The sequence below is a fragment of the Nonomuraea sp. NPDC049637 genome, from assembly GCF_040675235.1.
In the GTDB taxonomy this organism is placed as follows: domain Bacteria; phylum Actinomycetota; class Actinomycetes; order Streptosporangiales; family Streptosporangiaceae; genus Nonomuraea.
The window spans coordinates 1-25702 of the sequence record NZ_JBFAOM010000069.1; the positions used below are offsets into that span (position 1 = coordinate 1).

Annotated in this window: 20 protein-coding genes; 16 read left to right on the forward strand and 4 right to left on the reverse strand. The window is 67.3% G+C overall.

The genetic code is table 11. From position 1 onward, the window contains the following. Positions 1-163: 163 nt before the first annotated feature. Complete coding sequence (locus AB0J71_RS46375) at positions 164-1444, forward strand: hypothetical protein (RefSeq protein WP_364420614.1); 1281 nt, start codon at positions 164-166, stop codon at positions 1442-1444. 110 nt (positions 1445-1554) lie between these two features. On the opposite strand, the gene AB0J71_RS46380 is transcribed toward AB0J71_RS46375, so the two are convergent. Beyond that, positions 1555-1854 (reverse strand): hypothetical protein, encoded by a 300-nt coding sequence (locus tag AB0J71_RS46380; protein ID WP_364420616.1) that lies wholly within the window; start codon positions 1852-1854, stop codon positions 1555-1557. 587 nt (positions 1855-2441) lie between these two features. On the opposite strand from AB0J71_RS46380, the gene AB0J71_RS46385 reads away from it, so the two are divergent. The 3 genes from AB0J71_RS46385 (at position 2442) to AB0J71_RS46395 (ending at position 10398) form a co-directional block, all read left to right on the forward strand. Beyond that, positions 2442-8423, forward strand: a complete 5982-nt coding sequence (locus tag AB0J71_RS46385; RefSeq protein WP_364420618.1) for a DNRLRE domain-containing protein — start codon at positions 2442-2444, stop codon at positions 8421-8423. A gap of 740 nt (positions 8424-9163) precedes the next feature. Next, positions 9164-9478, forward strand: a complete 315-nt coding sequence (locus AB0J71_RS46390) for a hypothetical protein (protein WP_364420620.1) — start codon at positions 9164-9166, stop codon at positions 9476-9478. Between the two features lie 41 nt (positions 9479-9519). Then, complete coding sequence (locus AB0J71_RS46395; protein WP_364420622.1) at positions 9520-10398, forward strand: hypothetical protein; 879 nt, start codon at positions 9520-9522, stop codon at positions 10396-10398. Positions 10399-10410: 12 nt separating this feature from the next. On the opposite strand, the gene AB0J71_RS46400 is transcribed toward AB0J71_RS46395, so the two are convergent. After that, on the reverse strand, positions 10411-10545 hold the full coding sequence (locus tag AB0J71_RS46400) for a hypothetical protein (protein WP_364420624.1): 135 nt from the start codon (positions 10543-10545) through the stop codon (positions 10411-10413). On the opposite strand from AB0J71_RS46400, the gene AB0J71_RS46405 reads away from it, so the two are divergent. Beyond that, entirely contained in the window at positions 10535-11155 is a 621-nt protein-coding gene (locus tag AB0J71_RS46405) for a class F sortase (RefSeq protein WP_364420626.1), read from the forward strand. The genes AB0J71_RS46400 and AB0J71_RS46405 overlap by 11 nt on opposite strands. Before the next feature lie 179 nt (positions 11156-11334). Here the strand turns inward: AB0J71_RS46405 and AB0J71_RS46410 are convergent, their stop codons facing one another. Next, the gene (locus AB0J71_RS46410) at positions 11335-11937 is read right to left on the reverse strand and encodes a hypothetical protein (protein WP_364420628.1); all 603 of its coding nucleotides are present in this window, start codon (positions 11935-11937) and stop codon (positions 11335-11337) included. A gap of 103 nt (positions 11938-12040) precedes the next feature. Here AB0J71_RS46410 and AB0J71_RS46415 point away from each other — a divergent pair, with 103 nt between their 5' ends. The 9 genes from AB0J71_RS46415 (at position 12041) to AB0J71_RS46455 (ending at position 21355) form a co-directional block, all read left to right on the forward strand. Further along, positions 12041-12406, forward strand: coding sequence for a hypothetical protein (locus AB0J71_RS46415; protein WP_364420630.1), 366 nt, complete (start codon positions 12041-12043; stop codon positions 12404-12406). Positions 12407-12531: 125 nt separating this feature from the next. After that, on the forward strand, positions 12532-14535 hold the full coding sequence (locus AB0J71_RS46420) for an AAA family ATPase (RefSeq protein WP_364420632.1): 2004 nt from the start codon (positions 12532-12534) through the stop codon (positions 14533-14535). Positions 14536-14938: 403 nt separating this feature from the next. Continuing rightward, complete coding sequence (locus tag AB0J71_RS46425) at positions 14939-15586, forward strand: hypothetical protein (RefSeq protein WP_364420634.1); 648 nt, start codon at positions 14939-14941, stop codon at positions 15584-15586. 344 nt (positions 15587-15930) lie between these two features. Then, positions 15931-16110 carry a hypothetical protein gene (locus tag AB0J71_RS46430; protein WP_364420636.1) on the forward strand — a complete coding sequence of 60 codons (180 nt, stop codon included), beginning with the start codon at positions 15931-15933 and terminating at the stop codon, positions 16108-16110. Positions 16111-16365: 255 nt separating this feature from the next. Next, positions 16366-17409, forward strand: coding sequence for a beta family protein (locus AB0J71_RS46435; protein WP_364420638.1), 1044 nt, complete (start codon positions 16366-16368; stop codon positions 17407-17409). A gap of 295 nt (positions 17410-17704) precedes the next feature. Next, a complete protein-coding gene (locus AB0J71_RS46440; RefSeq protein ID WP_364420640.1) occupies positions 17705-18424 on the forward strand; it encodes a polymorphic toxin-type HINT domain-containing protein in 720 nt (239 codons plus the stop codon). Continuing rightward, positions 18411-18767, forward strand: a complete 357-nt coding sequence (locus tag AB0J71_RS46445) for a hypothetical protein (RefSeq protein ID WP_364420642.1) — start codon at positions 18411-18413, stop codon at positions 18765-18767. Before AB0J71_RS46440 ends, AB0J71_RS46445 begins: the two co-directional genes overlap by 14 nt. A 426-nt stretch (positions 18768-19193) precedes the next feature. Beyond that, complete coding sequence (locus AB0J71_RS46450; protein ID WP_364420644.1) at positions 19194-20417, forward strand: hypothetical protein; 1224 nt, start codon at positions 19194-19196, stop codon at positions 20415-20417. A gap of 119 nt (positions 20418-20536) precedes the next feature. Beyond that, positions 20537-21355 carry an aminoglycoside phosphotransferase family protein gene (locus tag AB0J71_RS46455; protein ID WP_364420646.1) on the forward strand — a complete coding sequence of 273 codons (819 nt, stop codon included), beginning with the start codon at positions 20537-20539 and terminating at the stop codon, positions 21353-21355. 68 nt (positions 21356-21423) lie between these two features. Here the strand turns inward: AB0J71_RS46455 and AB0J71_RS46460 are convergent, their stop codons facing one another. After that, the gene (locus tag AB0J71_RS46460; protein WP_364420648.1) at positions 21424-23409 is read right to left on the reverse strand and encodes a hypothetical protein; all 1986 of its coding nucleotides are present in this window, start codon (positions 23407-23409) and stop codon (positions 21424-21426) included. Positions 23410-24012: 603 nt separating this feature from the next. Here AB0J71_RS46460 and AB0J71_RS46465 point away from each other — a divergent pair. Both AB0J71_RS46465 and AB0J71_RS46470 read left to right on the forward strand, forming a co-directional pair. Then, positions 24013-24558, forward strand: coding sequence for a YkgJ family cysteine cluster protein (locus tag AB0J71_RS46465; RefSeq protein WP_364420650.1), 546 nt, complete (start codon positions 24013-24015; stop codon positions 24556-24558). A gap of 63 nt (positions 24559-24621) precedes the next feature. Next, positions 24622-25434, forward strand: coding sequence for a hypothetical protein (locus tag AB0J71_RS46470; protein WP_364420652.1), 813 nt, complete (start codon positions 24622-24624; stop codon positions 25432-25434). Positions 25435-25702: the final 268 nt, after the last annotated feature.

The window sequence follows — 25702 nt, forward strand, 5'->3', positions numbered from 1 at the left end:
GCTACCTCAGCCCTATCGACTACGAGCAGCAAACCACCGATAAGGTGCTGCTCGCCGCATGACAACCCGTGTCCACGCTTCGGGGTGAGCCCCCGATGCGCTGTCCTTCTGGCGCAGCCTCCTCGACAACGGAGACTCCTCCGCAGCCGGTCCACTCGCCGCGATGCTGGCTGATCGTGGCCGCCTCGATGACCTGCGTGCCCTGGCCGAATCCGGCAACGACCTGGCTGCCCACCGGCTGACAGAGCTTCTGGCCGAGCTAGGCAAGATCGCAGTCCTGCGCACTCTGGCCGATGACGGCTTCCCCTACGCCGCCGACCAACTGGCCAACCTTCTGGTCAAGCAGGGAGCGCCGGATCAGGCCATCGCTGCCTTACGCGCCATCCCGGCGGCGGGCCGCCATCCCATCGTCGCCACCAGGCTGGCCGGGCTGCTGCTCGAACGAGGCGAGGTGGACCAGGCCATCGCCGCCCTGCGCACCCTTGCCCACACAGGGGATCGCTGTGTCGTGCGCCAGCTTCTTGAGCTCCTGGTCGAGCGCGCTCCGCTTCGAGAGCTGCGGGCACTGGTCGACGCCGGCGGCCCCGTCACCACCGCTGAGCTGGCTGGCCTGCTCGCCCAGCACGGCCGCGTCGACGACGTCCGCGCTCTGGCCGATGAAGGGGACGTCTTTGCCGCTCAACGGCTGGCCGAGATGTTGGCCGCAGAGGGCCAGACAGAGGAGGCCATCTCCCTCTTGACTCTCGCGGTCAGCGCGGATCTGCCGAACGCCGTAGCGTTGCTGGCCCGTCTGCTGGCCGAGCAAGGCCGTGCTGGCGAACTGCACGATCTGGCCGCGGCGGGCCACCACACGGCTGGCTATCAGCTGGTCGAGCTGCTGGCCGAGCAGAAGCGCATCGGCGAGCTTCGTGACCTGGCCGCGAAGGGCGATCACATCGCGGCCGACCATCTGGCCGAGGTGTTCGGCCAGGAAGGCCGCATCGACGAGCTGCGTGAGTTGGCCGAGCACGGCCACGACCGTGCCGCCCGACGCTGTGCCGAGCTGCTGGCCGGGCAAGGCCGCATCGACGAGTTGCGCGAGCTGGCCTTCGCGGGCCACGACGCCGCGGTTGAGTGGCTGGCCAAGCTGGGCCGGACACAGGATCTGTCCCAGCTCGTCGATGCCGGTCACGACAGCGCTGTGCGGCCGCTCGCCGCCCTGCTGGCCAAGCAGGGCCGGACACAGGATCTGCGATCTTTGACCGAGGCAGGCCACCACGAGGCTGCTCGTCACTTGGCCGCGTTGCTCGCCGAGCCCGGTGAGACGGCTCAGCTGCGGGCCCTGGTCGCCGGCGGCGCTCCCGGCGCTGCCGGCCGTCTGCTCGAGCTTCTCTCCACGCAGGGACAGCCTGACGAGGCGCAGATGATCGAGCGTGTCGGGCTGTCGCTGCCTGAAGACGCGTAGCAGGGGGCCTCCCGACGAAAGCACAGGTCTGGCGCAGCACGGGCACGGACAGGTCGGCGTCCCGACGCGTTCCAGATCATCGAGGTGAGCGGGCAGCCGGCCCTGGCGACCTACCGCGGTGGCGAACTGGTCTGGCTCGACACCGTGGAGATCACCGACGGGCGGATCACGACGCTGCGGAGACTGGCCAATCCCGAAAAGTTCGCCCACATCGGCTGCATCGCATCGACAACCCGGTGCGCGCCCTTGAGCACGTCGACGTCCTCGCGCAATCGCCGATTATCGCGCCGCAACGCCTCCAGTCCCTGACGTTCGCTGCTGGCCCGCCCATCTCGCTGCCCGGCATCGATCTTTGCCTGGCGCACCCACTGCCATACCGCCGTCTCGGCCGGCTCGAAGTCCTGGGCCACCTGCCCGGCCGAGCGGTCACCGCGCCGGCCCAGCTCGACGAGTCTTGAACTCCGGAGTGAACGAGCGGCGAGGACGCGGCTTCTCCTTCCCCATGCTCTTCATCATGGACATCCTTCCGGGACGACCCCTGATCTCCGATGTCCGTCAAACCGGATCAAGCCCAGCGAAGCAGCCTGATCCGCATGGCAGCCCGCTTCCCCGGCTGTGCATCGTTCATGGGCCAGCGCGCCCTGCGGCACGTCCGAATACGTACGACGGCGGGCGGCTTCGGCAGAACCAAGTGTGCTCGACTCGTTACCACCCGAGCACCGTCGCCCCACTTATCCCCATCTGAACCACTGGTACCTTTATGTCCGCTTTACCCGACTTTTAGACAAATAGGATCTTTGTGGGTTATTTCATCGGTCTCGCCCGCCTGTCTCCCCATCGGCGAAGACATCTGGCGCGGGCCACAGTCACTGCCACCGTGGCGGCCCTGACGCTCACCGCAGCGTGGCCCGCTCAGGCGGCACCCGGCAGTCGCACTCAGGCTCCCCCGCACGTCGCAGCCGCGCCGCAGCAGCCGCGGATCGCAGAGAGTCCCGACATGGTCTCGGCCGGCCTCGCGGCGCGCCTGCAGAACTCTCCCGTGGAGATCACCTCAGAGCGCACCGAACAGTCCACGACCTGGATCAACCCCGACGGAACGCTGTCCACGGAGCTCCACACCGGCCCCATTCGCGTCCGGCGCGGCAACGGATGGGTTCCCGTCGACACCACGCTCGTCAAGGACGGCACACGCCTGGTTCCCAAGGCGGCCGATGCCGACATCGACTTCACCGCCGACGGCACCGGTGCCTTCGCCTCCATCGCCGACAGCACCACGGTGAAGGTGCGCGGCAAGAAGCAGCGTAAGGAACGCCGCTTCGGGCTGAAATGGGCCGGCACGCTCGGCCGGCCCGAGGTTTCCGGCGACACCATGACCTGGCGTAACGTCGCACCCGGGGCGGACCTCGTGGTCCAGGCACAAGCTCGCGGCTTTGTGCACTTCGTGGTCTTCCGTGAGCGTCCCACCGGCCCGGTGGAGATCAAACTGCCGATCGAGCTGTCAGGCATGCGGTTCGGCAAGCGCGCCGATCGGGGTCTGCAGCTCTCCGACGACTCGAGCGACAACGTCATCGCCGCCGCTCCCGCACCCCAGATGTGGGACGCCGCCGCCGAGCAATCGCCGGACAGCGGCAAACGCGCCGAAGTGGCCTCCGAGATCGTGAAAGGTCCCGACGGGCCCACGCTCGTGCTCAAACCCGATGCTGCCTTCCTTGCCGATCCGGGCGTGCAATTCCCCGTCACTGTGGATCCTTGGATGCAGCTCACTCTGCAGACCGACACGTTCGTCTCCACGGACTACCCGGCGTCCCAGACCGGGAGCAACTGGCTGCACGCGGGAAAGTTCGGATCGGGAGCCAAAACCGCTCGAACGTACCTGCAATTCGGCCTCAACGGCATGAATCGCAAGCACATCCTCAACGCCGACCTGGTGCTGTCGAACTACAAGGCCAACGCGTGCGGCACCGCAGCAGGTGCGGGCATCCAGGCACGGCGTGTGACCTCTGCCTGGTCCGCCTCCACCCTCAAGCTGGACGCCCAGCCCACCACGACGGGCACCAACGCGGTGACCAGCACACTCAGCTACGGCTTCACCGGGTGTGAGGCCGAGCGCGACATGGGCTGGTCCATCGAGCCGATCGTGCAGGGCTGGTCCGATGGCAGCATGCCGAACCATGGCCTGCGCCTCGCGGCGGCCAACGAGTCCGAGTCGACCGACTGGCGGATGTTCCGGTCGGCCGAGGCCACCTCAGGCGGATCGGGCCCCAAGCTGACCGTCCAGTGGAACTCCTACCCCGGCGTGACCAGCCTGCAGGCCTCACCATCGGCGGGAGGCACCAACGGCGGGACCTATCTGACGTCGCTGACTCCGACGCTGTCGGCGCTGGCCTACGACGGGGAATCCGACACCCAGCGACTGGACTTCGAGGTCGAATACGACCCGGCCTTCACCGACGGCACCGGCCAGGTCTGGACCGGCTCGGCGGCCGGTCTGAACACCGGCGACACCGGCAAGGTCACGGTCGCCGCGGGCAAGCTCGCCGACGGCAAGCACTACCGATGGCGAGTCAGAGCCTTCGACGGCACCGACTACTCCCGCGCCTGGTCCGCCTGGCAGCACTTCACCGTGGACAACGCTGCGCCTGCCGCGGCCACCATCTCCCTGCCGCCCTACCCGGCGAACGCCTGGTCGGCCAAGCAGGCCGAGGCCGTCAAGGCGACCCTCGACACCAGCTCCGCCGATGGAGCGGGCTATTACTGGGGCCTGGATGATCCAGCCACACCTAATCTGGCCGAGGACAACGACGGCGGCGGCGACCCGCTGCAGATCACCCTGGACCCCGCGCAGGGCTGGCACACGCTCTATGTCAAGACGCGTGACAAGGCCTTGCGCACCTCGACGGTGACCGCCTACAGCTTCGGCGCCGGAGTCGGTGAAGTCACCAAGCCGCAGGGCGGGGACCGGACCCAGTCGGCCATCACGCTCTCCTCCCGCGCGGCGCCCGACCGCTCCCAGGTGCGCTACGAGTACAAGGCCGACCTGGAGAGCACCGGCGCATGGGCGCCCGTTCCCGCCTCCGATGTCACCACTCCCGGTTCCGCCGATCCCATCTCCGGCTGGCCGCAGACTCGCGGCGATGCCGGCAAGGACTTCGCGGACCTGTACTGGGACGCCGCCAAGACCATGGCGGCCCTGGGACGAGGCGACGGCCCGATCGCGCTGCGTGCCTGCTTCCCCGGCGCAGCCGAGGCATGCTCGGACCTGGTGACGTTCACCCTGGAACGCACCGCGTTCGGCAGCAGCTACGCGATGCAGCCGCTCGGCCCCGGCACCGTGGCGCTGCTCACCGGCGACTACGCAGTGGATGCCACCGACGCCTCGATCTTCGGACTGTCGGTCGCGCGTACCCACACGGCGCTTGCTCCCGTCACCAAGCAGGGGGCTGAGGGGGTCTTCGGCCCGGGATGGGCCGCCTCGATGGGCGGACAGAACGCGGCGGCGTCGAGCATGCAGTTCGAGGATCATTCCGATCGCGGCTACGTCCTGTTGATCGGCGCCGACGGCGCCCAGCTGACCTACACCGTCAACGCCGAGGGCGTCTTCGAAGGCGTGTCCGACGCGACCGACGGCTCCTACGTGACCAAGGATTCGGCCAGCCGGTTCACCCATGTGGACGGCACCTTGGGGATCAAGACGGTCTTCGAGGCGGTCGATGGCAGGTGGGGTGTCACCCGCGTCGACGAGCCGGGCTCGGACAACACGACCGCCTACACCCGCGACGGGCAGGGGCGCGTCACGCGCATCCTCGCTCCGGTGCCCCGGGACGTCGACTGCTCCACGGGACTGGTGGCCGGCTGCAAGGCACTCGACATCACCTACGCCTCGGCCACCACGGCAACGGGTGTCGCCAGCGGGTGGGGTGACTACACCGGGCTGGTGAAGCAGATCACGTTCACCGCCTACGACCCGGACAGCGCGGCCATGAAGACCGTCGTCGTGGCGGGCTACGCCTACGACTCCACCGGTCATCTGCGCACCGTCACCGACCCGCGCACCGGATTGGCCAGCACGTACTACTACACCGGCGAAGGCCGCCTGAGCCAGGTGACACCGCCCGGCCTGGCCCCGTGGCGGATGCGCTACGACGCCGCCGGACGTGTCGCGGACGTCTCGCGGACGACCCCCCAGGGTGAGGCCACCGAAGCTGTCGCCTACGACATCCCGATCGGCGGCACAGCGGCTCCCGTGCCCCTGACCGCCACCGACACTGCCGCCTGGAGCCAGGTCCTGGACCTGCCTCGGATCGGCGCGGCGATCTTCCCCGCCTCCAAGGTGCCGGCCCGTGATGGCTCCGGCGCCTACCGCCCCGCCCCGACGGACTACCCCTACGGCAAGCTGACGTACGTGGATGTGAACGGTCGTCCCGTCAACACCGCCGTCTTCGGCGCGGGCGCCTGGCAGATCGCCACGACACGCTTTGACGACAACGGCAACACCACGTGGGCGCTGTCGGCCGGCAATCGTGCCCAAGCGCTCGCCCCGACCGCTGACACCGCTCCCTATGTCGCCGGCCGTGCCACTTCCTCCGAACGCGCGGACCTGCTGGCCAGTGTGACCGCCTACGACGGCGACGGGAACATCGTCACCGCCGACGGTCCGGCCCATGTGTCGGTTCTGGCTTCCGGCGCGGTGGCCTCGGCGCGGGCGCGTACCGGCTACACCTACGACGAAGGGGCCCCGGCTGGCTTCGAAGGGTCCGGTCTTGTCACGACCACCGTCACCAGCCCGCTGATCGTCGACGGCTCCGCCGCTCCGGGCGCGGCCGATGTCCGCACCGTCAAGAACGGCTACGAGCCGCTGGTCTCCGGCGACAGCTCCGGCTGGGAACTTTCCACGCCGACCAGCAGGACCACGGTGATGCCCGGCGCGAGCGATCTTGTCGAGCGCACCCGTTTGGACGCCTCCGGCCGTGAGGTCGAGCGGCGTTCCCCCGCAAGCAGCGGAACTGACGCGGCGACGACCTTGACCGTCTACTACACGGCCGGCGCGCATCCGGATGTGGCCGCGTGTGGTGGCAAGCCCGAGTGGTCCGGCATGGTGTGCCGTACCGGTCCCGCGGCGCAGCCGGCGGGCAAGCCGCTGCCGGTCACCACGACCACCTACGCCTACTTCGGCGGCCCGGCAGTGACGACCGAGGACACCGGAACGGCCAGGCGGACCACGACCGTCTCCTACGACGCCGCTGGTCGCAGCGTCAAGTCCGCGCTCACGGTCACGCCGGCCACCGAGGGCGGCTCCGCCACTCCGGAGATCACCTTCACCTACGACCCGTCAACCGGGCTGCGCACCCAGGCAAGCGACGGAAAAGCGACGGTCACCAGCGGCTTCGACAGCCTGGGCCGGGTGACGACCAGCACGGACGCCGATGGCAACACCTCCACGACGACCTACACCCTCGACGGGCTCACGGCGTCGGTCGGCGACGGCAAGGGCGTGACGACCTACACCTACGACGGCACCGACGCCCTGGGCAAGGCGGAGCGCCGCGGCCTGATCACCAAGATCGACACCGGAGGCAGCGCAGGAGCCTTCACCGGAGCACACGACGCCGACGGCCGGCTGGTCACACAGGGCCTTCCCAACGGGCTGACCGCCACGAGCCGCTACGACGCGGCGGACAACGCGGTAGGCCTGACCTACGCCAAGAGCGGCACGACGTGGCTGTCGTTCTCGGCACTGCCTGACGCGGACGGTCGCGTGGCTCAGCAGAGCGGCCCCAAAGCCAGCCGCCAGAACTACACCTACGACGCCGCCGGACGGCTGACCAAGGTCGCCGACAACTACGGCACCACCTGCACCACCCGCGTCTATGCCTTCAGCGCCGGCACCAACCGCATCAACCTGTCCACCTACCCGGGCGACGACGACGGAGCCTGCTCGACGGCGACCACACCGTCCACACAGAGCTCCAGCTTCGACGCGGCCGACCGCATCACCGACAGCGGCTACGCCTACGACGCCTTCGGCCGCACCACCCAGGTACCCGCCCAGCAGGTGTCCGGCACCACCGCGGTCTCCGCGGAGTACTTCAGCAGCGACAGACTGGCCAAGCTGACGCAGGGGCAGCAGACGAGCACCTACACGCTCGATCCCGAAGGCCGCGTACGCAGCGTGGTCACCTCGGGTGGAGCCACCCCCGGCACGGTCGGGTACCACTACGCGTCAGGGGCGGACACACCCGCCTGGATCAGCGAAGCCAACGGCAGCTGGACGCGGAACATCTCGGCCTTCAACGGCCTGGCCGCCATCCAGCGGAGCGACGGCAGCAGCGTCCTGCAACTGGCCAACCTGCACGGTGACATCGTCGCAACCAGCGACGCCGCCACCACTGCCACGGGTGTGCAGGCCTACTTCGAGCAGACGGAGTACGGCGCCCCCCGCGCCGAGAACTCCTCCAACCCCGGCCGCTACGGATGGCTGGGAACGGCACAGCCCGCCACGGACGCCATCGGCGGCCTGATCCACATGGGAGTACGCCTCTACAACCCCGCCACAGGCCGCTTCCTGCAGACGGACCCCGTCGCGGGCGGCTCGGCCAACGCCTACGAATACGCGGGACAGGACCCGGTCAACAACGCAGACACCTCAGGAAAGGCTTGCTATACCAGCAAGCGATACACGCAGAATTACATGGGCACCGTCTCCATCTACGTCAACTGGTGCTCCACCTACAACAAGAAGAAGAAGCGCTATGAGATCACGACACATGGTGTCGACTATCTCCAGCGCGCCAAGCTCATCTACAAATTCGTCCGCTGGCAGGTTAAACGGTCGTGGCTGTCGCCGCAGAAGTACTACTTCTACGTGAACGCGGCGGCGGAGTTCTGTGTCGACGCCTACTTCGTGTGCAAGCTCAACGGAGTCATCGGCCTGCACTTCAAGGGCGACGTCAAGGGGAACAGAAGCGCATGGTCCTGGTAGCCAACACCCACCGCGCAACAGGAATGGCCAACGCGAGATGACGCCAGATCCTCTTCAGCCGCAAGGATGGGAGATCCTTCTCATGATCTCCATTCCCGTCGCGTTCCTCGCGCTCGTCGCCGTCGTCATCTGGCTGATCGTCAGAGCGACGAGACGATAGCCAAGGCAACGACAGCCTGAATCACGGGCGGCACCCACCCGGGTGCCGCCCAACTTTCCCGAGCGCCCGCGTTCCCTCTCACGCGAACGGCAACGAGCGCGAACAACCAGCACGAGACCGAAAAGACATTGGTAGAGCAAGAGACCGCCTCCTGCGCGCTGCGGCGGAATCATCTGGGGGGCCGACCCGCAGGAACGCCTGACGGGCCCTCGCCCTTGGCCGATCCGAGCCCCTTTCCCACCTGGCGGACACCGATGCCGGTGGTCGCGTGAGAGGAACACTGATCCTGCTGGGCGTCCTGCTGCTGACCGGCTCCCCACAGCCGGCTCAGGCAGCTCCCTCACCACAACCGGGCATGGTCGAACCCGGCGGGCCGACGTCGGACGACGACACAGGCCGGCCAGAGCCGGAACCAACGGTCACCGTCACGGTCACACCACCGGCCCAGCCGGCCCAGCCGGCCCCGGTGTCCCCCGTCACTCAGACGATCGAGCCGCCGAAGCCGATACCGACCGTCACCGTAACCCCTCCACCGCCGGCCGTTCCTGCCGGTCAGGCACCAAAGGTGAGCGCGCCCGCGATGCCCAGCCCGACCGAGGCGCTCATCACGCAGACACCGGATCCCGAAGTGACCCTGCCGCAGGTAGCCCCGCCGAGCGTCCCTGAGCCGGCACCGTCCCCCACCCCACCGCCCGTCCAGACCATGCGGCTCGCCGACACCGCCACAACGCGACCCGGCATCGGCTGGCAACACCTGCTGCTGGCCATCCCGGCGATCGTGCTGATCGTGGCCGTGGTGTCCGGCCTGGTACTGGTCGAAGCGCGCACCAGGATCACGCGTCCCAGCCGGACGCGTCGCGGTGAACTGCACATCGGCCAGCACCGGGCCTTGTGACCATGCTTCCTCCCTCCTCTCGCACAAGGACATCTCTGCTCATGCACCTTCGATGGATCACGCCGGCCCTCCTCGCGTTCACCACCGCTGTGGGCCTCGGCGCCGTTCCCGCGGAAGCGGCCACGGCCGTCACCTACACCTGCAAGTCGCCGCTGGGGACGGACATGCCCGCGCAGTTCCAGGTCCGCTCCACCCTTCCGGCCACCGCCCCACTCGGACAGAACCTCGATCTGGAGTGGACCGCCGAAACTCCTGGGCTGCTCGCCCAGGACGCCATACCGCCCGGCGCGGTCGTGCAGAAGGGCACCTTGAAGATCTCCACCACCCCACCCGGCCCGAGCACTCCTCCGGCCACCGGCGCTCCCACCACTACGAGCTCGACACCAACCCCCACCGGCAGCGCCACCCCGACGGCCGACCCCATCGCCGTCCTCACCACCTCCGCACCCAACGGCTCCGGAATCGGCAAGGGCCAGCCTCTGCTCGGCGGCGCCATGAAAGGCACCTACACACCTCGCTCCCCCGGCACGCTGAGCGTCGCCCCCGGCGACATCACCGTGATCATCACCCGTGACGGCACCACCCAGGAGACGGTGTGCACCCCCGAGGTCGCCTCGCCGATCCTGGGGTCGATCACCATCACCGATCCCGCGGGCACACCATCGACAACACCCACCTCATCACCCAGCCCCACACTGACGCCCACGACCACGCCCACGCCCACTGTGACCGTCACCGCCCAATCCACAGACACCGATCCGGCCCACGCCATGATCACTCCCGTGGGCAGCGCCCCGACCGGCGGAGGCGGGCTCGCCGGCCCGGATCCGCTGCCTTACCTCGCCGGCGGTGCCGTTGTGCTGCTCCTGGCGCTCGGCATCGGCTGGGAACGGCGACGCAGGCGCGTGCATGGACTCTGACCAGTACTCGGATTACTCCTGGCTGCTCGTCCTGGCCGCCTCGAAATCCCACTCGCACGGCACCGGCCCCCTGCCCGCCCCCCAGCCGGCGAACACACCCAGCAGACGACCCAGGAAGCTGAACACCTTCTCCTGGATGATGATCACCGCTGGGCTGATCGCTGTCGTCGGCACCCCCATGGCGATGACCTACCGCGTCCTGACCGACGCGAGCGCTGTGCCACCCGTGCCGCTGTACGTCTCCGTCCCCGCACCGCCTGCGGGGCGGCCTGTTCAAGTGGCCACGACCAGGCCCGTCGCGCCGCCCACGCACCTGGACATCGAGGCGATCGGCGTGTCCGCACCAATCACCCAGGTTGGCCTAGACCCCGGCGGGGTGATCGAGCCCCCTCCGTTGGAGGAGACGAACCTGGTCGGCTGGTACGGCTTGGGGCCCTCCCCGGGTGAGGTCGGCCCGGCCGTCCTGCTCGGGCACGTGGACACGCGTACCGGGCCGGCTGTTTTCGCGCGTCTGCGAGAGCTCCGCCCGCAGAGTCTGATCACTATCACGCATTCGGACGGCACCCGCGAGATGTTTCTCGTCGAGCGAGTCGAGAAGGTCGCCAAGACGTCGTTCCCGACGGCCAAGGTCTACGGCGCGACGGCTGATGCGGAGGTGCGCATCATCACCTGCGGCGGGGTATTCGATCATCAAGCCCGCAGCTATGCGGACAATGTGATCGTATACGCGAGCCTTCAGAAGCAGACCGGCACCTGAGTGCCGCAGTGAACGGCGGCGGCACCGCCTTGGCGACCAGGCCGATCGTCGTGGCTCAGCCACGCCCAGGCGACGGATGTCTTTACTCGAGATCAACTGCGCCAGGCCCGCGTTGGTCCGGTCATGTTCCAGGCGCGGGGAGATTGTCTAAGCTGACCGCTCGCGTGTCTGGCGTTGATTCACCCCCGGGGTCGGGAGGCAAGGTAGCGGGGCAGATGGTCATCGCAGCAGGCCCAGGGGGTGCCGGACTTGTCGATGACGGTGTACTTGGGAGGGTTGGCGCAGAGGTTGTTACGGTTCCCGCCGCCCCAGGTGCAGCGGGTGCGGCTGGCCTGGCCGAGTCGGGGATCGCCGGAGTCGTAGTCCTCGATCTTGGCGGCGGGCGGGCGCAGGCCGGTGCGGTCGCCAACCTCGACAACCTCGTCAGCCCCGAAGGCGCGGCTGGCGCCGGAGGGGCTGAGCCCGGCGGATTGCCCAAGGGTCTCCAGGGTGTAGGGGCGTGGAGTTACATAGGTGCGGCCGTAGGCGAGGAGGAGCCGGATCTGGGTGTCGGCCTCCTTTTTGACCGCAACCAGGTCCTGGATGGCGGCCAGCAAGGGATCGAAGCCGGGGCCGCTGGCGCCCCATGCCGCCTCCAGGCTCTCCATGAACGCGGCGCGGGCTTCCTCGACGCCGGCGACCGCGGCGTCGAACGACTCGGATGTGGTCTCGTCGTACTCGGTGGCAACCGGCATCGGGTGGCGGATCGCCGCGAGATCCGAGAGCATCTCACGTGGACTCATACAAGAAGCATGCAATAGATTTTGCATGAGTACAAGAAATCTGTACGAAGACTGAGAGATTGAAGGAGTGCAAGGCGTCGCAGCGATCAGATGATCTTCGCACGTGTCCCGGCAACGGGAACTCCTACATCGCCGGGAGGCTGTTCGTCCTGGCCGCTCGCGGCCACAGTCCGACCACGAGCGCTCCGCAAGAAGCCGCACCGCTTCCGGCTTCACGCCCGCGAGCGCCGCCCCCATCACCGACGTCCCGCTGCTCGACGACTACGACGCAGAATCGCTGGCGACTTCCGGCGAGGTCCTGACCCCAGTCACCCACTCGCGGGTGACTGAGGTGACTGAAAGTTGGGGTTCCATCATCCAGATGCGCGCTGGCCAGTGCCTCCCTCTCGCCGAACGCAAAACCCCGCAGAAACCGGCGAAGGCAGCGAAAAACGGTCCCGAACTGTCGGGGGAGATCGCTACGCTCTGAAACAGCATCATGACTGAACTAGCTCACTGAGGACCCCGGCGTCGTCGAGGTCGACGGGCACCGGGGTCGCTCCAGACTAGCGTTTGGGAACATACCTCGATCGCGCCGTCCCAGGCACGCGAAGCATGCGCGATGTGATCAGCGTCTCGCTGCCCAGCTCACCGGGTTTCTCACAGAACTGCGAAAGGAATGCGCACCAAGTGCACCTGATCCGGGCTCGCGTCACCGACTACCGCTCCGTCGAGGACTCCGAGGTCTTCGACGTCGAGGACGACGTTACCTGCCTCGTCGGCAAGAACGAATCGGGTAAGACGACTCTCCTGCAGGCCCTCTATCGGCTCAAGCCGGTGGAGACGGTCAAGTTCGACGAGGTGATCGACTTCCCGGCGCGCAAGACGAAGGAACGCAAGCAGCTTCCCGCCAACCAGCAGGTTCCGGTCGTCCGGGCGACCTTCCGCCTCAACGAGGAGGAGACCAAGACCATCGAGGCCGAGCTAGGTCCCAAAGCGCTCCGCAACCCCGAGTTCCAGGTCACCATTGGCTACCGGGACAGCTCGAAGCTCTTCACGATCCCCTACCACGAGGCCGCTATCGTCGATCACTTGCGGTCCGCGCTGGACCTGCCCGCCGCGGCTGCCCAGGCGCTCAGCAGCGCCACCACCGTGGCGGAACTCCTTGATGCTCTTGACGAGCTGGAGGAGCCGCCATCCAGCGCGAGCTCTCTGGCCGCACGGATCCGCGCATGGCGCGACTGCAGCCTCGCGAAGCACCTCATCGACGCCTACCTCAGCCCGTGGATGCCCACGTTCGTTTACTTCGGCGACTACGACACGATGCCGGGCAAGGTCTCCCTTCCTGACCTGATCCGGCGCCACCAGAGCGATGAGATCACCCGGGGCGAACGAGCCCTGCTCAGCCTCCTCGACATCGCCGGCGTCACCCCCGAGGAGTTCAACGATTCCGACGAGCACGAGCGACTGATTCGCGAGCTGGAAAACTCGGGCAACGTCATCTCAGACGAAGTCTTCGAGTACTGGTCGCAGAACAAGGAGCTGGAAGTCCAGCTCAAGACCCTCGCCCCGGAACCCGGCGCCACGCACCCTTACGACCAAGGGCCGATCCTGCAAGTCCGTGTCTTCAACCGCCGCCACCGAGCGTCAGTTCCATTCGACGAACGCTCCCGCGGGTTCGTCTGGTTCTTCTCCTTCCTCGCCTACTTCAACGAGCTGGAGGCGGGAGGCACCACCGACCTGATTCTCCTGCTCGATGAACCCGGCCTGTCCCTTCACGGACGGGCTCAGGAAGACCTGCTTCGGCTGATCGACGAACGGCTGGCGCCCAAGCACCAAGTTCTCTACACCACCCACTCGCCCTTCATGGTCGACCCCGAGCACCTCGACCGGGTCCGCACAGTCATCGACTTGGAACGAGGCGGCGCCAAAGTCTCCTCAGAGATCTTCAAGGCGGATGAGGATACTGCCTTCCCGCTGCTGGCCGCGATGGGCGTCGAGATGACCCAGACGCTGTTCGTCGGCGAGCACACGCTGCTGCTCGAGGGGCCGAGCGACCTGATCTATCTGGACGTCCTCACGGACATCGTCGAATCAGGCGGTTCGACGGGCCTTGACCCTCGCTGGGTCAAGACCCCCATCGGCGGTTCGGGCAAGCTCTCCACCTTCGTGACCCTCTTGGGCGCGAACAAGCTGAACGTCGCAGTCCTGGTCGATTCCAGCACCAAGGACGTCGGAGCCGTCCAACGCCTGCGGGACAACGGCCAGCTGGCCAAGAACGGCCTCGTCGAGGTCAGCGAGTTCACCGCGGCCGCTGACGCCGACATCGAGGACCTGTTCGACCGGGACTTCTACCTTGAGCTCGTCAACCGGGCTTACAGTTCAGAGCTCACGCCCCCGATCACCGCCGCAGACCTCAACGGCAAGGACCCACGGATCGTCCGGCAGATCGAGGCCGTCTTCAAGCAGCGGAAGATCGCCAAGCGGTTCAACCACTACAAACCAGCCGCTGTTCTCCTGCGCGAACAGGCAGCGCTGACGGCCAACATCGATGCAACCACCATCGCCCGCGCCGAGCAGTTGTTCACGCGGCTCAACGCTCTATTGCCCAAGCGCTGAGATCGCTCCGCGAGCTGTCTTCCTGCCCGACTTCTTCCCTGCTTCGCAACAGCGCTGAACTTGACAGGGAAAACAGCTGTCCATTCCGCGTCGGGGACTGGCCGCGATGGAGGCGGCCGGCGGGCCGGCTCGTTCGGGGCCCAAGGGCTGCCGGCGCCGCCCCTTACGGTGCTGGCCACGTCACCCCACGTTCTGCTGGCAGGGCGGGAGGCTCGTGACGCGTCCGGCGAAGTCCGGCAACCGAAAGATGATCATGCTAGTCTTGCCGCGTTCTCGCGCCTGGAAGCCGAGAGCGACATGACCGCAGAGACAGCTGTGCCCCGGGCTGCTTGCGAGCAGAGGCAATCCCGGGGCTTATGCCACCTACGGTAGCACGCCAGGTCCGGCGAGAAGAGGCGAGCCCGTGGATCAGCCTGAGGCCCGGCGCCTGCATCGGCTGCTGTCGCAGGCCCGGCTGCCCGAGTATGAGGCGTTCTGCGGCGGCGACCAGGTCGCCGTGCTGCGGCTGTTCTGCTGGAACACCGAGGTGGCCGCCGCGTTCTACGGGCCGCTGCAGCACCTGGAGCTCGTCTTGCGCAGCGTTCTCGATCAGCGCATGTTCCACCTATTCGGCCGGGACGACTGGTGGGATCACCCTCGAGCGGATCTGCACTACGGCGCGGTGGCCAAGATCCGGGAAGCCACCCATCAGCTGGGCCGGCAAGGACTGGCGCCCACCCCGTCGGAAGTGGTCGCCGAGTTGCCGTTCGGATTCTGGGTGAGCCTTATCGGGCGCGGCAACAACTACGACCAGCGCCTGTGGCGCACAACGCTCTACCAGGCATTTCCGGGATATCGCGGTGGCCGCCACGCGCTGCACCGCAAGCTGGACTTCCTGCGCGTGCTGCGCAACAAGATCGCGCATCACGCTCCCATATACCACCGGCATCTGAACGCCGATCACGAGGCGATCATGGCGATGCTCGGCTTCATCGACGCGCCACTGGCCGAGCTTGTGTCCCGGTACAGCCCCGTTCCGGCCGTGCTGGCACGTCGCCCACGCCTGCCGTGAGCAGGGCCTCTCGTTCGATGGAATCCTTCACCGGACGCGTGCCCGAGCCCGGAGCGGGCCGAGACGGAGCCTCGGGTCGTCACAGGCAGCCTCAGTGCGGCTCAGCCGCAACCACATGTGCGCGGTCACTTCCTGCTCGCGTTCGGCGGGAAGTCGTCCACAATCACGTCCCGCTGAGGTATCCGATTGGGGGCTCGGCACCGCAAACACCGGTCCTGCACCGCGTGGACGCCCTGACCGGCGCGCTGACCTGCGCGGCGGGCCTCGACGGTGCGCATGAACCTGCTCCGCTGAGGCGTGGACTCACCGGACCGGCTAAAACCGGCCCGTAGGAGGCTGCCGCGATGCAAGTACCGCAGAAGTTCGACGCCGTGACCGCCGAGATCGCCGAGATCGAAGGCCTGATGGCGCATGGCGGCGAACCCGTGCGTGCTGGTGGATATTCCCCGGTGCGGAGCTTCGCCATCGCCATTCAGTCCGGCACCTCCGACCGCGCACTGGTCTCGATCCGCTGCATGCCATAGCGCACGTTCATCACACGACCAAGCACCCTTATCAGCTCAACGCCGCCGCATCGGCAGCCTCATTAAATGAATACAGTCCACGAATCCCCTGCCCTCTCCACAATTCAAGCTTTCTCGCGATATGTGGCTCTCCAGATATTGACGACTACCATCCTGCGCTAGACCGTCAGGTCACCGGATGGCGGCCTCCGGCAAGGCGAGGGGACGGCCGCTCCGCCGGTCATGAGGTTCGCCAACCGCACGGAGAACCGAACCATGACGGTGTACGTGGCAATTTTGAGCAGCCGAAAGCCCAACATGCTGGCGCTGGAGAACGCCAGTGAATTGGTCAAGCAGAGCGTCCGCCCGATCATCGAAGTCGTGGCAGGCAGCAACGACACCGAGATCAAAGCTGTGGCCAGGCGGGTCGTGGAGTACGTCCGCAAGAGCAATCCAGACGGCAGCATCGATTTGGCGTTGGACACCGCGCCCCTGGCCGACGTGTTCGGTCCAGAGAGCGCGAGGGAGGCACTGCGGCTGCTGACGGCCGGCCTCGGCCATTACTCCTTCCGGCCCGTACTTCACGCCGACCGTGCTACCGGTGATGACCTGCGCGAGATACGCCAAGCAGTCATCGAGCTCCAGACAGGAGTGTGCCTACGAGTCGGCGCTCCCTTCGTCTACACGCTGCGCGATCCGCACCTGCTTCTCGACCAGCTTGACGAGATTGGAGTGTCCATCCAGCAGGCAGATCTCATACTGGACTGCGGCTATCTGAAGGAGCCCTCCACGACAGGCGACCTCGTGGCAATTCCCTTGGAGCATCTGCTCGACCACCCTTGGCAATCGGTGACGGTAGCCGCGGGAGCGTTCCCGCCTCCCGGAGAGTTCTCGCCGCCTTCGAAATCCACAACCGAACGAGCCCCAAGACGAGAAGCAGATTTGTGGCGCCTGCTGAGCAGTTTCCAGGACAGAGTCAGCTACGGCGACTATGGGGTCGATCATCCCGGGCTGATCCCTGGTAAGGACAATTGGCCGACTCCGAACCTCCGCTATACCGTGCAGCAAGAGTGGAAGCTGTACTACTGGCCCAAAGGGAACGACCGCAGGAACTCGCCGTTCTTCGATCTCTGCAAGGTGTTGGTAAAGTCTCCCGATTGGCCGCTCGAGGGCGCGGCATTCTCCTGGGGAGACGAGCAGATAGCCCGAGCAGCTTGCGAAGAGAGTGGCCCAGGTGGACCGACGCAGTGGAAGGCGTACTCCTTGTCGCATCACTTGGCCGCCATCGTCAAGATGCTGGGCGAATCGTCGCAGCCGTGAAGGGTTTCAAGGCGGAGTCGGCGGCCGCCGACCTGACCAGCAGAGTGTTACCGACACCCTTCGCGACCGGCGGGGACCTAAAGTGATCACCGGCTCGTCGAGCTCTGCCGGCTCCTGATAGCTGCCCAGCATCGGCCTGGCCGGTATCCAGCCGCGCCCTCCGCAGGCCGTAGCCGCCGCGCCGCTGAGGCGGCCAGCCTCCAGGAGAGAGCACGCCTGAGGGAGACAGTGTCGATGATGTCGACGGTGGCGCTGCGGGTGGGCACGCTAGCGCACACCACAGCGGCGTGTTCTGATGGCAGATGGTAGCTATAAGGCAATAGAAGACGTAGAGATCGGCGATAAGGTCCTCGCTACAGATCCAGATACAGGAGAGTCTTCGCCCGAAACCGTCCTCGATCGAACTGCGAGCTTCGGCGCGAAACACCTAGTTAAGATCTCGCTACAAGCGGCCGTGTCACTGAACGACGACGCGACGGTGGTAGCGACATCCAGTCATCCCTTCTGGGTTCCTCCGCTCAAGCAGTGGGTGGAAGCCACCTACCTCCAGGTGGGTAACCAGCTCCAAACATCGAACGGCGCCAAAGTTCGGATCCAATCCGTTCAGAGATGGTCTTCTGTGCGACAGGTCTACAACTTGACGGTCGCAGATATCCCCGCTTACTATGTGAAGCTTGGCAATGCCCCTGTTCTTGTGCACAACGTCGACAAGTGGCGCTGTGTTACCTTCTCGGGAGCGGAGCAGCAACACTTTGGAAAGTGGGCGAACACTACCTTTTCGGTGGAGGAAGGCGGCAAGCGTGCAGCCATGCAATGGCACTGGTACAAGCATCGTGACGGCTTCAGAGACTTTGGGGAATATACGGAGCGTGCCCTAGACTGGTGGACTCAAAATGAGGGGAAAGGTAAGCCGAAAAAACTTGGAGATGGTACATGGGGGATTGCCATCAAGGAAGGAAATAGGTATGGAATTTACACCACGTCTGGAAAGATTGTGACCTATGCGGAAAACTAATGCTTCCGAAGAGGAACGCCTGCGGCGCGACTTCGAAAGGTTTGCAGATCTTCCTTTCCCGAAACTTCCGGACCGGGAGGATTTGGATGAGGCGTCAATCGATCTGCTAGAGCTAGACGGATTTATTGCGGGAAAAGTGTTGCGATCCCTGAATGGCAATATGTCCGACTGGGATCTCACCGAGCTGAGAAGAAGCTATGATGATCTGACTATTATCTGTGATCGTCTCAAAGAGGCGACTTCTTCTACCTCTGGCGAAAGCGAGGTTGTTCTTCGACTTGAAAATTATGCGTGCCTTCTTCGGGATCTAGCCGAGCAAGCTCTTCGAATGCACGGTAAATAGTAGAGTAGCTATCCTTCGTACGACGCGGAGCAGCCCCCGTTCGATCGGTGAGGACTGGATGGGGCGTTGTGTTGTTGGCGGCTGTCAGACCTGCTCGTCGGTCTTGGGCAAACGCTGATCCGGACAGGCCGCCCCTAGTTCGGCCAGAGCTTGCTGCTCGGGGGGATCGATGGACAGTCTCCATCGGAGCTTGATTGTGGTCCACTCGGCCGCGTATCGGCACCTGGCCGGCTGGTAGGGCGGCTGCCAGGTGGCCACATCCTGGTCCGCTTTCTGCCTATTGCGCAAGCCGTCACTGCCACCAGGTGCCCAGGACTCGACCAGGTCATTCGCATACGCCTGGCGCTGGGCGGCGGTCCAGTCGTAGGCGCCGGAATCCCAAGCCTCAGCCAAGGGCACGAGATGTGATCGACGTCGAGCCCGGTAGTGACGTGGGCCCTGGCCTGGGAGATGGCCCACAAGCAGGCCACCAGCAGCCCGGCCACCCTCCTGCAGGGCTACGACCTCTACCGCTCCGGCGCCGTCCCGGCCCGGATGAACCCCCAACCGGGACAGATCAGCGCCCTCATCACCACCCGCCACGGCGAACCCGCCCGCGCCACCATCCGCATCGCCCCACTCACCCAGCAGGAACAGCGGGCGCTGGCCGCAGCCCTGGCCCGCGGCCGCCACAAGAACGCCGTCGTGAAGGGGCAGCTACCCGCCGCGCTGACCGATCCCGCCCACACCGGCGACATCGTCATCGTCCCCGGCGCCGCCCATCTGATGTTCGCCTGCGACTGCCGGCAGGCACCGTGCCGGCACACCGCTGCCCTCGGCCACGCCGTCGCCATGCGTCTGCACGCCAACCCCTCCCTGCTGCTGACCCTGCGCGGTCTTCCCCACCGGCAGCTGACCACCCTCCTGCAAGCGCCGGACGCCGCCGGCCCCGTCACCGCGGCAGTCCCTGAAACGCCCGGCCAGCACCGGAGGCCGCCACGCCCGGCAGGTCCCTACATCGCCGCCCATCAGGCCTACCGGGACTGGGACGGCAGCGCACCGCCCCCTCCAGCACGCGAGGCCTCCGCCGGCGGGGATGCGTCTACGGCGGGGTTCGCCTCGTTGGAACTGTCCGAGCCACCGGCTCCCGCGCCCCCGCTACACCTGCTTCGCCATCTGGTCACCGAGGCATCCCGTCAGGCCCAGCAGTTGCTGACCGAGGGCCCCCTGCTCGAGACGGACCCGGTCGTCGACGCCGTGCGGCTGACCGCTTCCCTGCCGGCCGGGGAGCGCGCCGAGTTCGTGGCCCACCGGCTCGACATGGAACCGCAAGCATTCCGCCGGCTCCTGAAAGCCTACGAGCTGGCCGGCGCCCCCGGCGTTCGCGCCAGCCTGTATCCCTACCGCGACGACCCCCAAGTTCTCCAAGACGCCGCCGCGGCCATCAGCGCGTCGCGCCCGGACTCGGCCGCTGCGCTGACCACCGCCGACAACCGCGTCACCGACCCGGCGGCAGACATCGAGATCCGCCACGGAGATGACGGCAGATGGTACCCCTTCGCCTCCGCCGGGCACGAATGGCAGCTCATCGCCCTTCCCACCGACGACCCGGCCAGCGCCTACCAGGACGCGCTCACCGTCCTCCACGCCCGCGCCCGTCCACGACGATGACGGCCACCGGCCGGTGGGACTCGACACCGCGGCCCGACCGGACCGCGGCGGTAACGTCGGCTCCCGACGCCCACGGAACGTGATCGAGAACTTCCCGCCCCACGGAGAGCGAGCCGCACATGACGGTCGGCAGGTGCACCCACGGCATCGAACTACACGATCACACGGTGACGAAACGCTATGCCTCGTGGGAACGAGGAGAACCACGCCGGGAGTGGACCGCCCTTCGCCTGCTCGCCGAACATGCACCGGGCCTGGCTCCCGAACCGGTCGAAGCCGCACTCGAGTCCGACTCTCCGCTGATCGTGATGAGCCGGCTTCCCGGCCAGGTCGTGCGCGGCATGAACGCCACCGGCGAGCAGATCGCGGCCATCGCCACCGCGCTGAACCGGCTGCACCAGATCCCTCGCGCCGTCGTGGACGACGTCGCGCCCGCCCCTTGGGGTCCAGCCACAGCGGTGCGCAAGATCCGCGCCTTGGCCGACGCACACCCCGATCTCGGCCATGATGGGCTCGTTCGCCAAGCCTTCCGCGTCGGGGCCGCGTGGGTGAACTCCAACGCTCCCGACCAGCTCCTGGCCAATCCGTTCCCGCCGGTCCTCGGCCTGGCCGACGGCAACCACGCCAACATGCTGTGGGACGACCGCGATCGAACGGTGCGGCTGATCGACTGGGAAGACTCAGGTCGCAACGACCGGGCCTTCGAGCTCGGCGAGCTCACCGAGCACATCTCCCGGCTCGACGGGACGCTCGACACCAGGCTGCTGCTGGACAGCCTCGATCTGACCTGGCGAGAAGCCGAGCGCGTGCACAGCTTCCGCCGCCTGATCGCCCTCGGCTGGTTTCTCCAGCTCGGGCCCGACGGACCGGCCACACCCCACAATCCGCCCGGCACCCTTCAACGCCAAGCCGAGCGCATCCTCTACCTCTTCACCTGACCAGGATCCCCGAACGAGAAACGGCCCAGCAGAGCGGGCACAGCAGACGCTGAGCAGGGGACGGGGGATCAGGTGCGCAGCACGGTGGCCACGACGTGGGCCAGATGATCGGCAGCTCCACGGGCGGCTGCGGGCTGCCGGGTGAGTGCGCCGCCATCATGCATAAGACTCGCCAAAGCGGTGGAGTGTGGCATCACCCGAACGTCAGCGACGCCGTCCTCCCGAAGAACCTCACGAACCTCGGCCAACTGGTGAGGGCTGATGTGGTTGGTGGTGCGGGAGATGAGGATGACATCGACCGGAACGGGCAGGGGGCGGAGCTGTCGGGTGATCTCGTGGGCCACCACGGCGGGCGCGAGCGGATGATGCCGCGTCAGCAGCAGGTGGTCATACGACTGGGTGAGGTCGTCGCCGGCTTCCAGCGCGGCCGCCCAGACCGGGTGGTAGTCCTGCCACAGTTTCTCGCCCCACCGCTGAACGGCTTCCCCGTCGATGTGAGCCAGGAACTCCTCCAGATAGTCGGCGTCGACGACCGTGGCTCGCCGGTCATCGACCGGTCCATCTGGTTCGTCATGAGCTTCCATCCAGTGGCGGGTCGCGCGCTGCCACAGGCCGGGGTGGCGTCGCTGCCCTTCCTGCTGGAGGAAGGCCAGGAAGTCCTGCCGCCAGGCGCGCCGATCGGCCTCGCCGTCCTCCAGGAGCTCGTCGGCGCTCCACACCAGCTCGGCAACGTCGTCGGCGTCGATGGACGCTGCGGGTAGCGAGTCACCCCACCATTCGTCGACCTCGCCCGGGTCGTGGATGTCGTAGACAGCCGGGTCGCCGTCCTCGTCGCGGTCCAGCACGTAGCACGAGAAGGCCAGGTCCAAGAAGTTCAGCAGGTGCCGCATCGGGGTGGTGCGGGTGAAGCCGGCGAACCGTTCATCCAGCCAGGCCATCAGCTGCACCCAGTCCGGCCGAAGGTCCACCAGTTCCGTGCTGGTCCACGGCATCGAGTCGGGGGCCAGCGCTATGACTGCGTCTGCGGCGTCGAGCACGGCCTGGTGCTCTAGCCGGAATCCGGCGTCGACGACCACGACGTCGGCCCGGCCGCGCGCGTCGTCCAGCGCGACATCCCGGGCGTCGGCCAGCAGCCCGACGGTGATGGGCAACTCAGCCGTCAGATCCTGCCACTGCCCAGGTGCGGAAGGCGGCACGAGCCCGAACCGGTGCAGGCCACTGTGGTCGTCGGCGAATCCGAGCAGCGCGACGCTGGTGCCGCCACGGGCGAGCGCGGCCGCCAGCGCCAGAGCGCTGGTGGTGCAACCCAGCCCGCCGCGGCCGTTGCCGGAGATCACCGCCACCACCCCGCGCACCCGCTCACGTCCGCCGATCGGACGCGCCCGGATCTGCTCTGGACGAGGCCCTTCCACCTCACGTCGGGAGGGAGCGCGCACCCCCCAGTCGGGTTGTTCGTCCATGAACAGGCCCGCCCGGCGCAGTGCCTGGCTCCACAGCTCGATCTCCTCGGCTTCAACTCCGGCAAGCAGTTCGCGCTGCGCGAGCAGCTCGGCAGCCTCCACTGCCAAGTTGCCCACCCACAGCGGCTCGGCTCCCGCGGCACGCTGCATGGCCGCAGCCTCGCGCATGTCGGCGCGGCCTCCGGCCACGGCGACGATCGCGCCGCCGGTGAGCTGCGCCAGGCTCACCCCCGTCCGCCGCCCAGGATGAGCGCGCAGACCAGGAACCCCGGACAGCCGTTCGGCTGTGGCGGCAGGCAGCACCTGAGCCAGCAGCCGCGCGGCTTGACCTCTGGCCGGCCGCAACAACAGGCGGTCGAGGTCGGGCGAGACGCCAGCCAGACCGAAGAATGTCCGGGCCGGCGCCGGCGGCCACAGCAGCAGCGGACGGGCCAGCGCCCGCAGCAGCGCCGCCTCCAGTCCCTGCTGCTGCGGGGTGACAGCGTCGGGCACCAGGCCGTTGTACAGACCGGCGGTCCGGTACCACTGCCGGGCCGCGTCGTACGGCTCGCCGGTGTAGGTCTGCCGTAGCACGGCGTTCTTGTCCCGGGACATGCGCCCGTCCTTCCAGCACGCATCCCCGGACCAGCGTGCCGTCGGCACCGAAGGTCGTCGTTCGTTCTGGCGAGATGTTCATCTCTTCCCGTCGATGACGCATCTGCGAGTCCGGGTCGCGTGATGCCGACGGGGGCAGCAGTCCTGCCCGTCGACCACACGCTACAACTGCGACGCCGCCGGGGCGAGGAGAAAACCCGGCCGCGCCAGAGCGTCAGGTACAGCGAAGTGGAGGCTGGCGCCCGCGCTCGCACAAGCCTTCGTTCCACGCCAGTCCTGTGTCGCATCGGGGCGGCTCCCGGAACGCGAGTTGCTCGTCGCCTCCATCGTGCTCCTGGCGGGCGTGGTCGGGCAGCTGGCCGATCGGCCCAGACCATGATGCGCCAGCGACATCCAGAGAGTTCGAGGCGAACCTGGCCTGCGTGTGAGACACGGCGTCCTTCCACCTTGCCGCTCTGTGCAGCACCTACGCGCAGGTGCTCCACAAAGGGATCGTGACCGCTGACAAGTCGCCTCCGCCCAACCGGTGAAGCTGCGGATAGAGTGCTGGCCCGCAGGCCCGATGCGTGCGCCCGGGACAGCGAGCAGAAGAGGACCGTCCTGATGCCCAAACGTGAGAAAGGCCAAAGCGCGGCGCGCAGGGCCGCCGCGCTGCAGGCCCTGCGCGAGTTGTACGCCACCTTGCCCGAGGTGGCATGCAAGGGATATTGCCAGCGCTCGTGCCGCTCCCCCATCGACGTGTCAGACCTGGAACGGCAGACCATTCATGACGCGAGCGGGACGTGGATTCCCCGGCCCGAGCAGTGGCCGCCCGGCGCGCCGTGCCCGCTGCTGACGCCCGCCGGCCGGTGCGGTGATCACGCGAACCGGCCGACGATCTGCCGCTTGTACGGCGCCGGGGCGACCGCCAACATGCAGTGCCCCCACGGATGCCTGCCCACCGCCCGGCTGACCCTGCAGCAGACGATCGACGTCCTCTTGCAGGCTCTGGAGATCGGCGGGCATCCCGACTACCGCACCGGGACCGACCGGCTACGCGAGATAGCCGCCGATCAGCGGCTACGGCCCGCCCTTCTACGAGTGATGACCGGCGACCCCACCGCCCTGGAGGAGATCCACACAGCTCTGCGCCGCCTCCCTTCCCCGTGATCGCAGCCCAACTCGGGGCTCTTGATCGACCAGCCGGACCCACCACCCCGCATGGAGGCATGCGTGCCCACCACCCCCGAGCCCGCCCCTGAGCCTGCCTTGACCGGTGGCCACAGCGCCCTGCCTTGCACCGGTCGGTCATCGTCGTCGGGATGTGCCCATCCCGCAGACTTCGATCTGCCGGCCTGGCACGCTCATTGCCGTGCCCTGCTGGCCGCATGGCTGAGGGACGAGTTCGCCTGGGCAGGCGTCCCCCTCGCCGAGCACATCACGGCCGTCACCGCCCACCTGGCCGACGGGCGCGACCTGCTGCTGTGGGGGCAACAGGCGGCGCGCGCCAGCACCGCCATCCCGCCAGAGGCCCTGCCTGAAGCGCTGCCCGCGGACCTGGCCGAGGCCCAGCACGACCCGTGGCATCCCCTGTGGTGCGACCTGACCAGCGCGGCCTGGCGCATGACGGGACGATGGCTGCACCCCGACACCGCGCTGGAGATCGACCAGATGCTCTTCGCCGGCAACGCCGGAAATCTGCTCATCTCCTGTGCCGACCGCGCAGACCCTGCGACGCGTAAGCCTCTCGATCCGAGATCCTCCCCCTATGGAAAGGACCAGGGCGTCATCGCTGTCCCGCTGTTCCCCTTCCGCGCCCTGCATCACCTGCACCAGGGATTCAGCTCTGAGCAGGCGTTGCTTCTGCTGGCAGGCACCGCGGTGAGCGAGTTCGCCGTGCACGAGGCGCTGGAGACCTTCCAGCGCGCGCCCGGCGTCCCCTACTGGGATCCCCCTGACTCGCCTCATCCACTCACCGTGACCATCACGTGGGCCGAACCGCAAACCGTCACCACCGGCTGGCCCATTCTGCCCGCCGAGGAGTAGGCCATCACCTGCGCGACTCCTCCGTGCGGCGCAGTGCGGCTCCGTGCGGCTCCGTGCGGAATTGCGCACCACTGCCTGCCCCAACGAGCGTTCGCCGGCCGCCGTGCCTCTCCCTCGCCTGTCGGATCACTCGATACGGGCCAGCAGGCCGAGCCCTGCTCAAGCACTGAAGCAGGCCAGGCATGCGGGGCAGGAGCGCCACCCGAAAATGCGGCACCATGATGGCCGCCCCGCACGCGCATGGCGGGGCGGCAGATCACCACGGAGA

What these genes read in the sequence shown, in the direction of transcription:
- AB0J71_RS46445 (WP_364420642.1), top strand. Translation starts at nt 18,411, where the DNA reads ATGCGGAAAACTAATGCTTCCGAAGAGGAACGCCTGCGGCGCGACTTC.
- AB0J71_RS46430 (WP_364420636.1), top strand. Translation starts at nt 15,931, where the DNA reads ATGCAAGTACCGCAGAAGTTCGACGCCGTGACCGCCGAGATCGCCGAG.
- AB0J71_RS46455 (WP_364420646.1), top strand. Translation starts at nt 20,537, where the DNA reads ATGACGGTCGGCAGGTGCACCCACGGCATCGAACTACACGATCACACG.
- AB0J71_RS46435 (WP_364420638.1), top strand. Translation starts at nt 16,366, where the DNA reads ATGACGGTGTACGTGGCAATTTTGAGCAGCCGAAAGCCCAACATGCTG.
- AB0J71_RS46465 (WP_364420650.1), top strand. Translation starts at nt 24,013, where the DNA reads ATGCCCAAACGTGAGAAAGGCCAAAGCGCGGCGCGCAGGGCCGCCGCG.
- AB0J71_RS46405 (WP_364420626.1), top strand. Translation starts at nt 10,535, where the DNA reads ATGATGATCACCGCTGGGCTGATCGCTGTCGTCGGCACCCCCATGGCG.
- AB0J71_RS46385 (WP_364420618.1), top strand. Translation starts at nt 2,442, where the DNA reads ATGGTCTCGGCCGGCCTCGCGGCGCGCCTGCAGAACTCTCCCGTGGAG.
- AB0J71_RS46420 (WP_364420632.1), top strand. Translation starts at nt 12,532, where the DNA reads ATGCGCGATGTGATCAGCGTCTCGCTGCCCAGCTCACCGGGTTTCTCA.
- AB0J71_RS46460 (WP_364420648.1), bottom strand. Translation starts at nt 23,409, where the DNA reads ATGTCCCGGGACAAGAACGCCGTGCTACGGCAGACCTACACCGGCGAG.
- AB0J71_RS46375 (WP_364420614.1), top strand. Translation starts at nt 164, where the DNA reads ATGCTGGCTGATCGTGGCCGCCTCGATGACCTGCGTGCCCTGGCCGAA.
- AB0J71_RS46390 (WP_364420620.1), top strand. Translation starts at nt 9,164, where the DNA reads ATGCCCAGCCCGACCGAGGCGCTCATCACGCAGACACCGGATCCCGAA.
- AB0J71_RS46395 (WP_364420622.1), top strand. Translation starts at nt 9,520, where the DNA reads ATGCACCTTCGATGGATCACGCCGGCCCTCCTCGCGTTCACCACCGCT.
- AB0J71_RS46440 (WP_364420640.1), top strand. Translation starts at nt 17,705, where the DNA reads ATGGCAGATGGTAGCTATAAGGCAATAGAAGACGTAGAGATCGGCGAT.
- AB0J71_RS46410 (WP_364420628.1), bottom strand. Translation starts at nt 11,937, where the DNA reads ATGAGTCCACGTGAGATGCTCTCGGATCTCGCGGCGATCCGCCACCCG.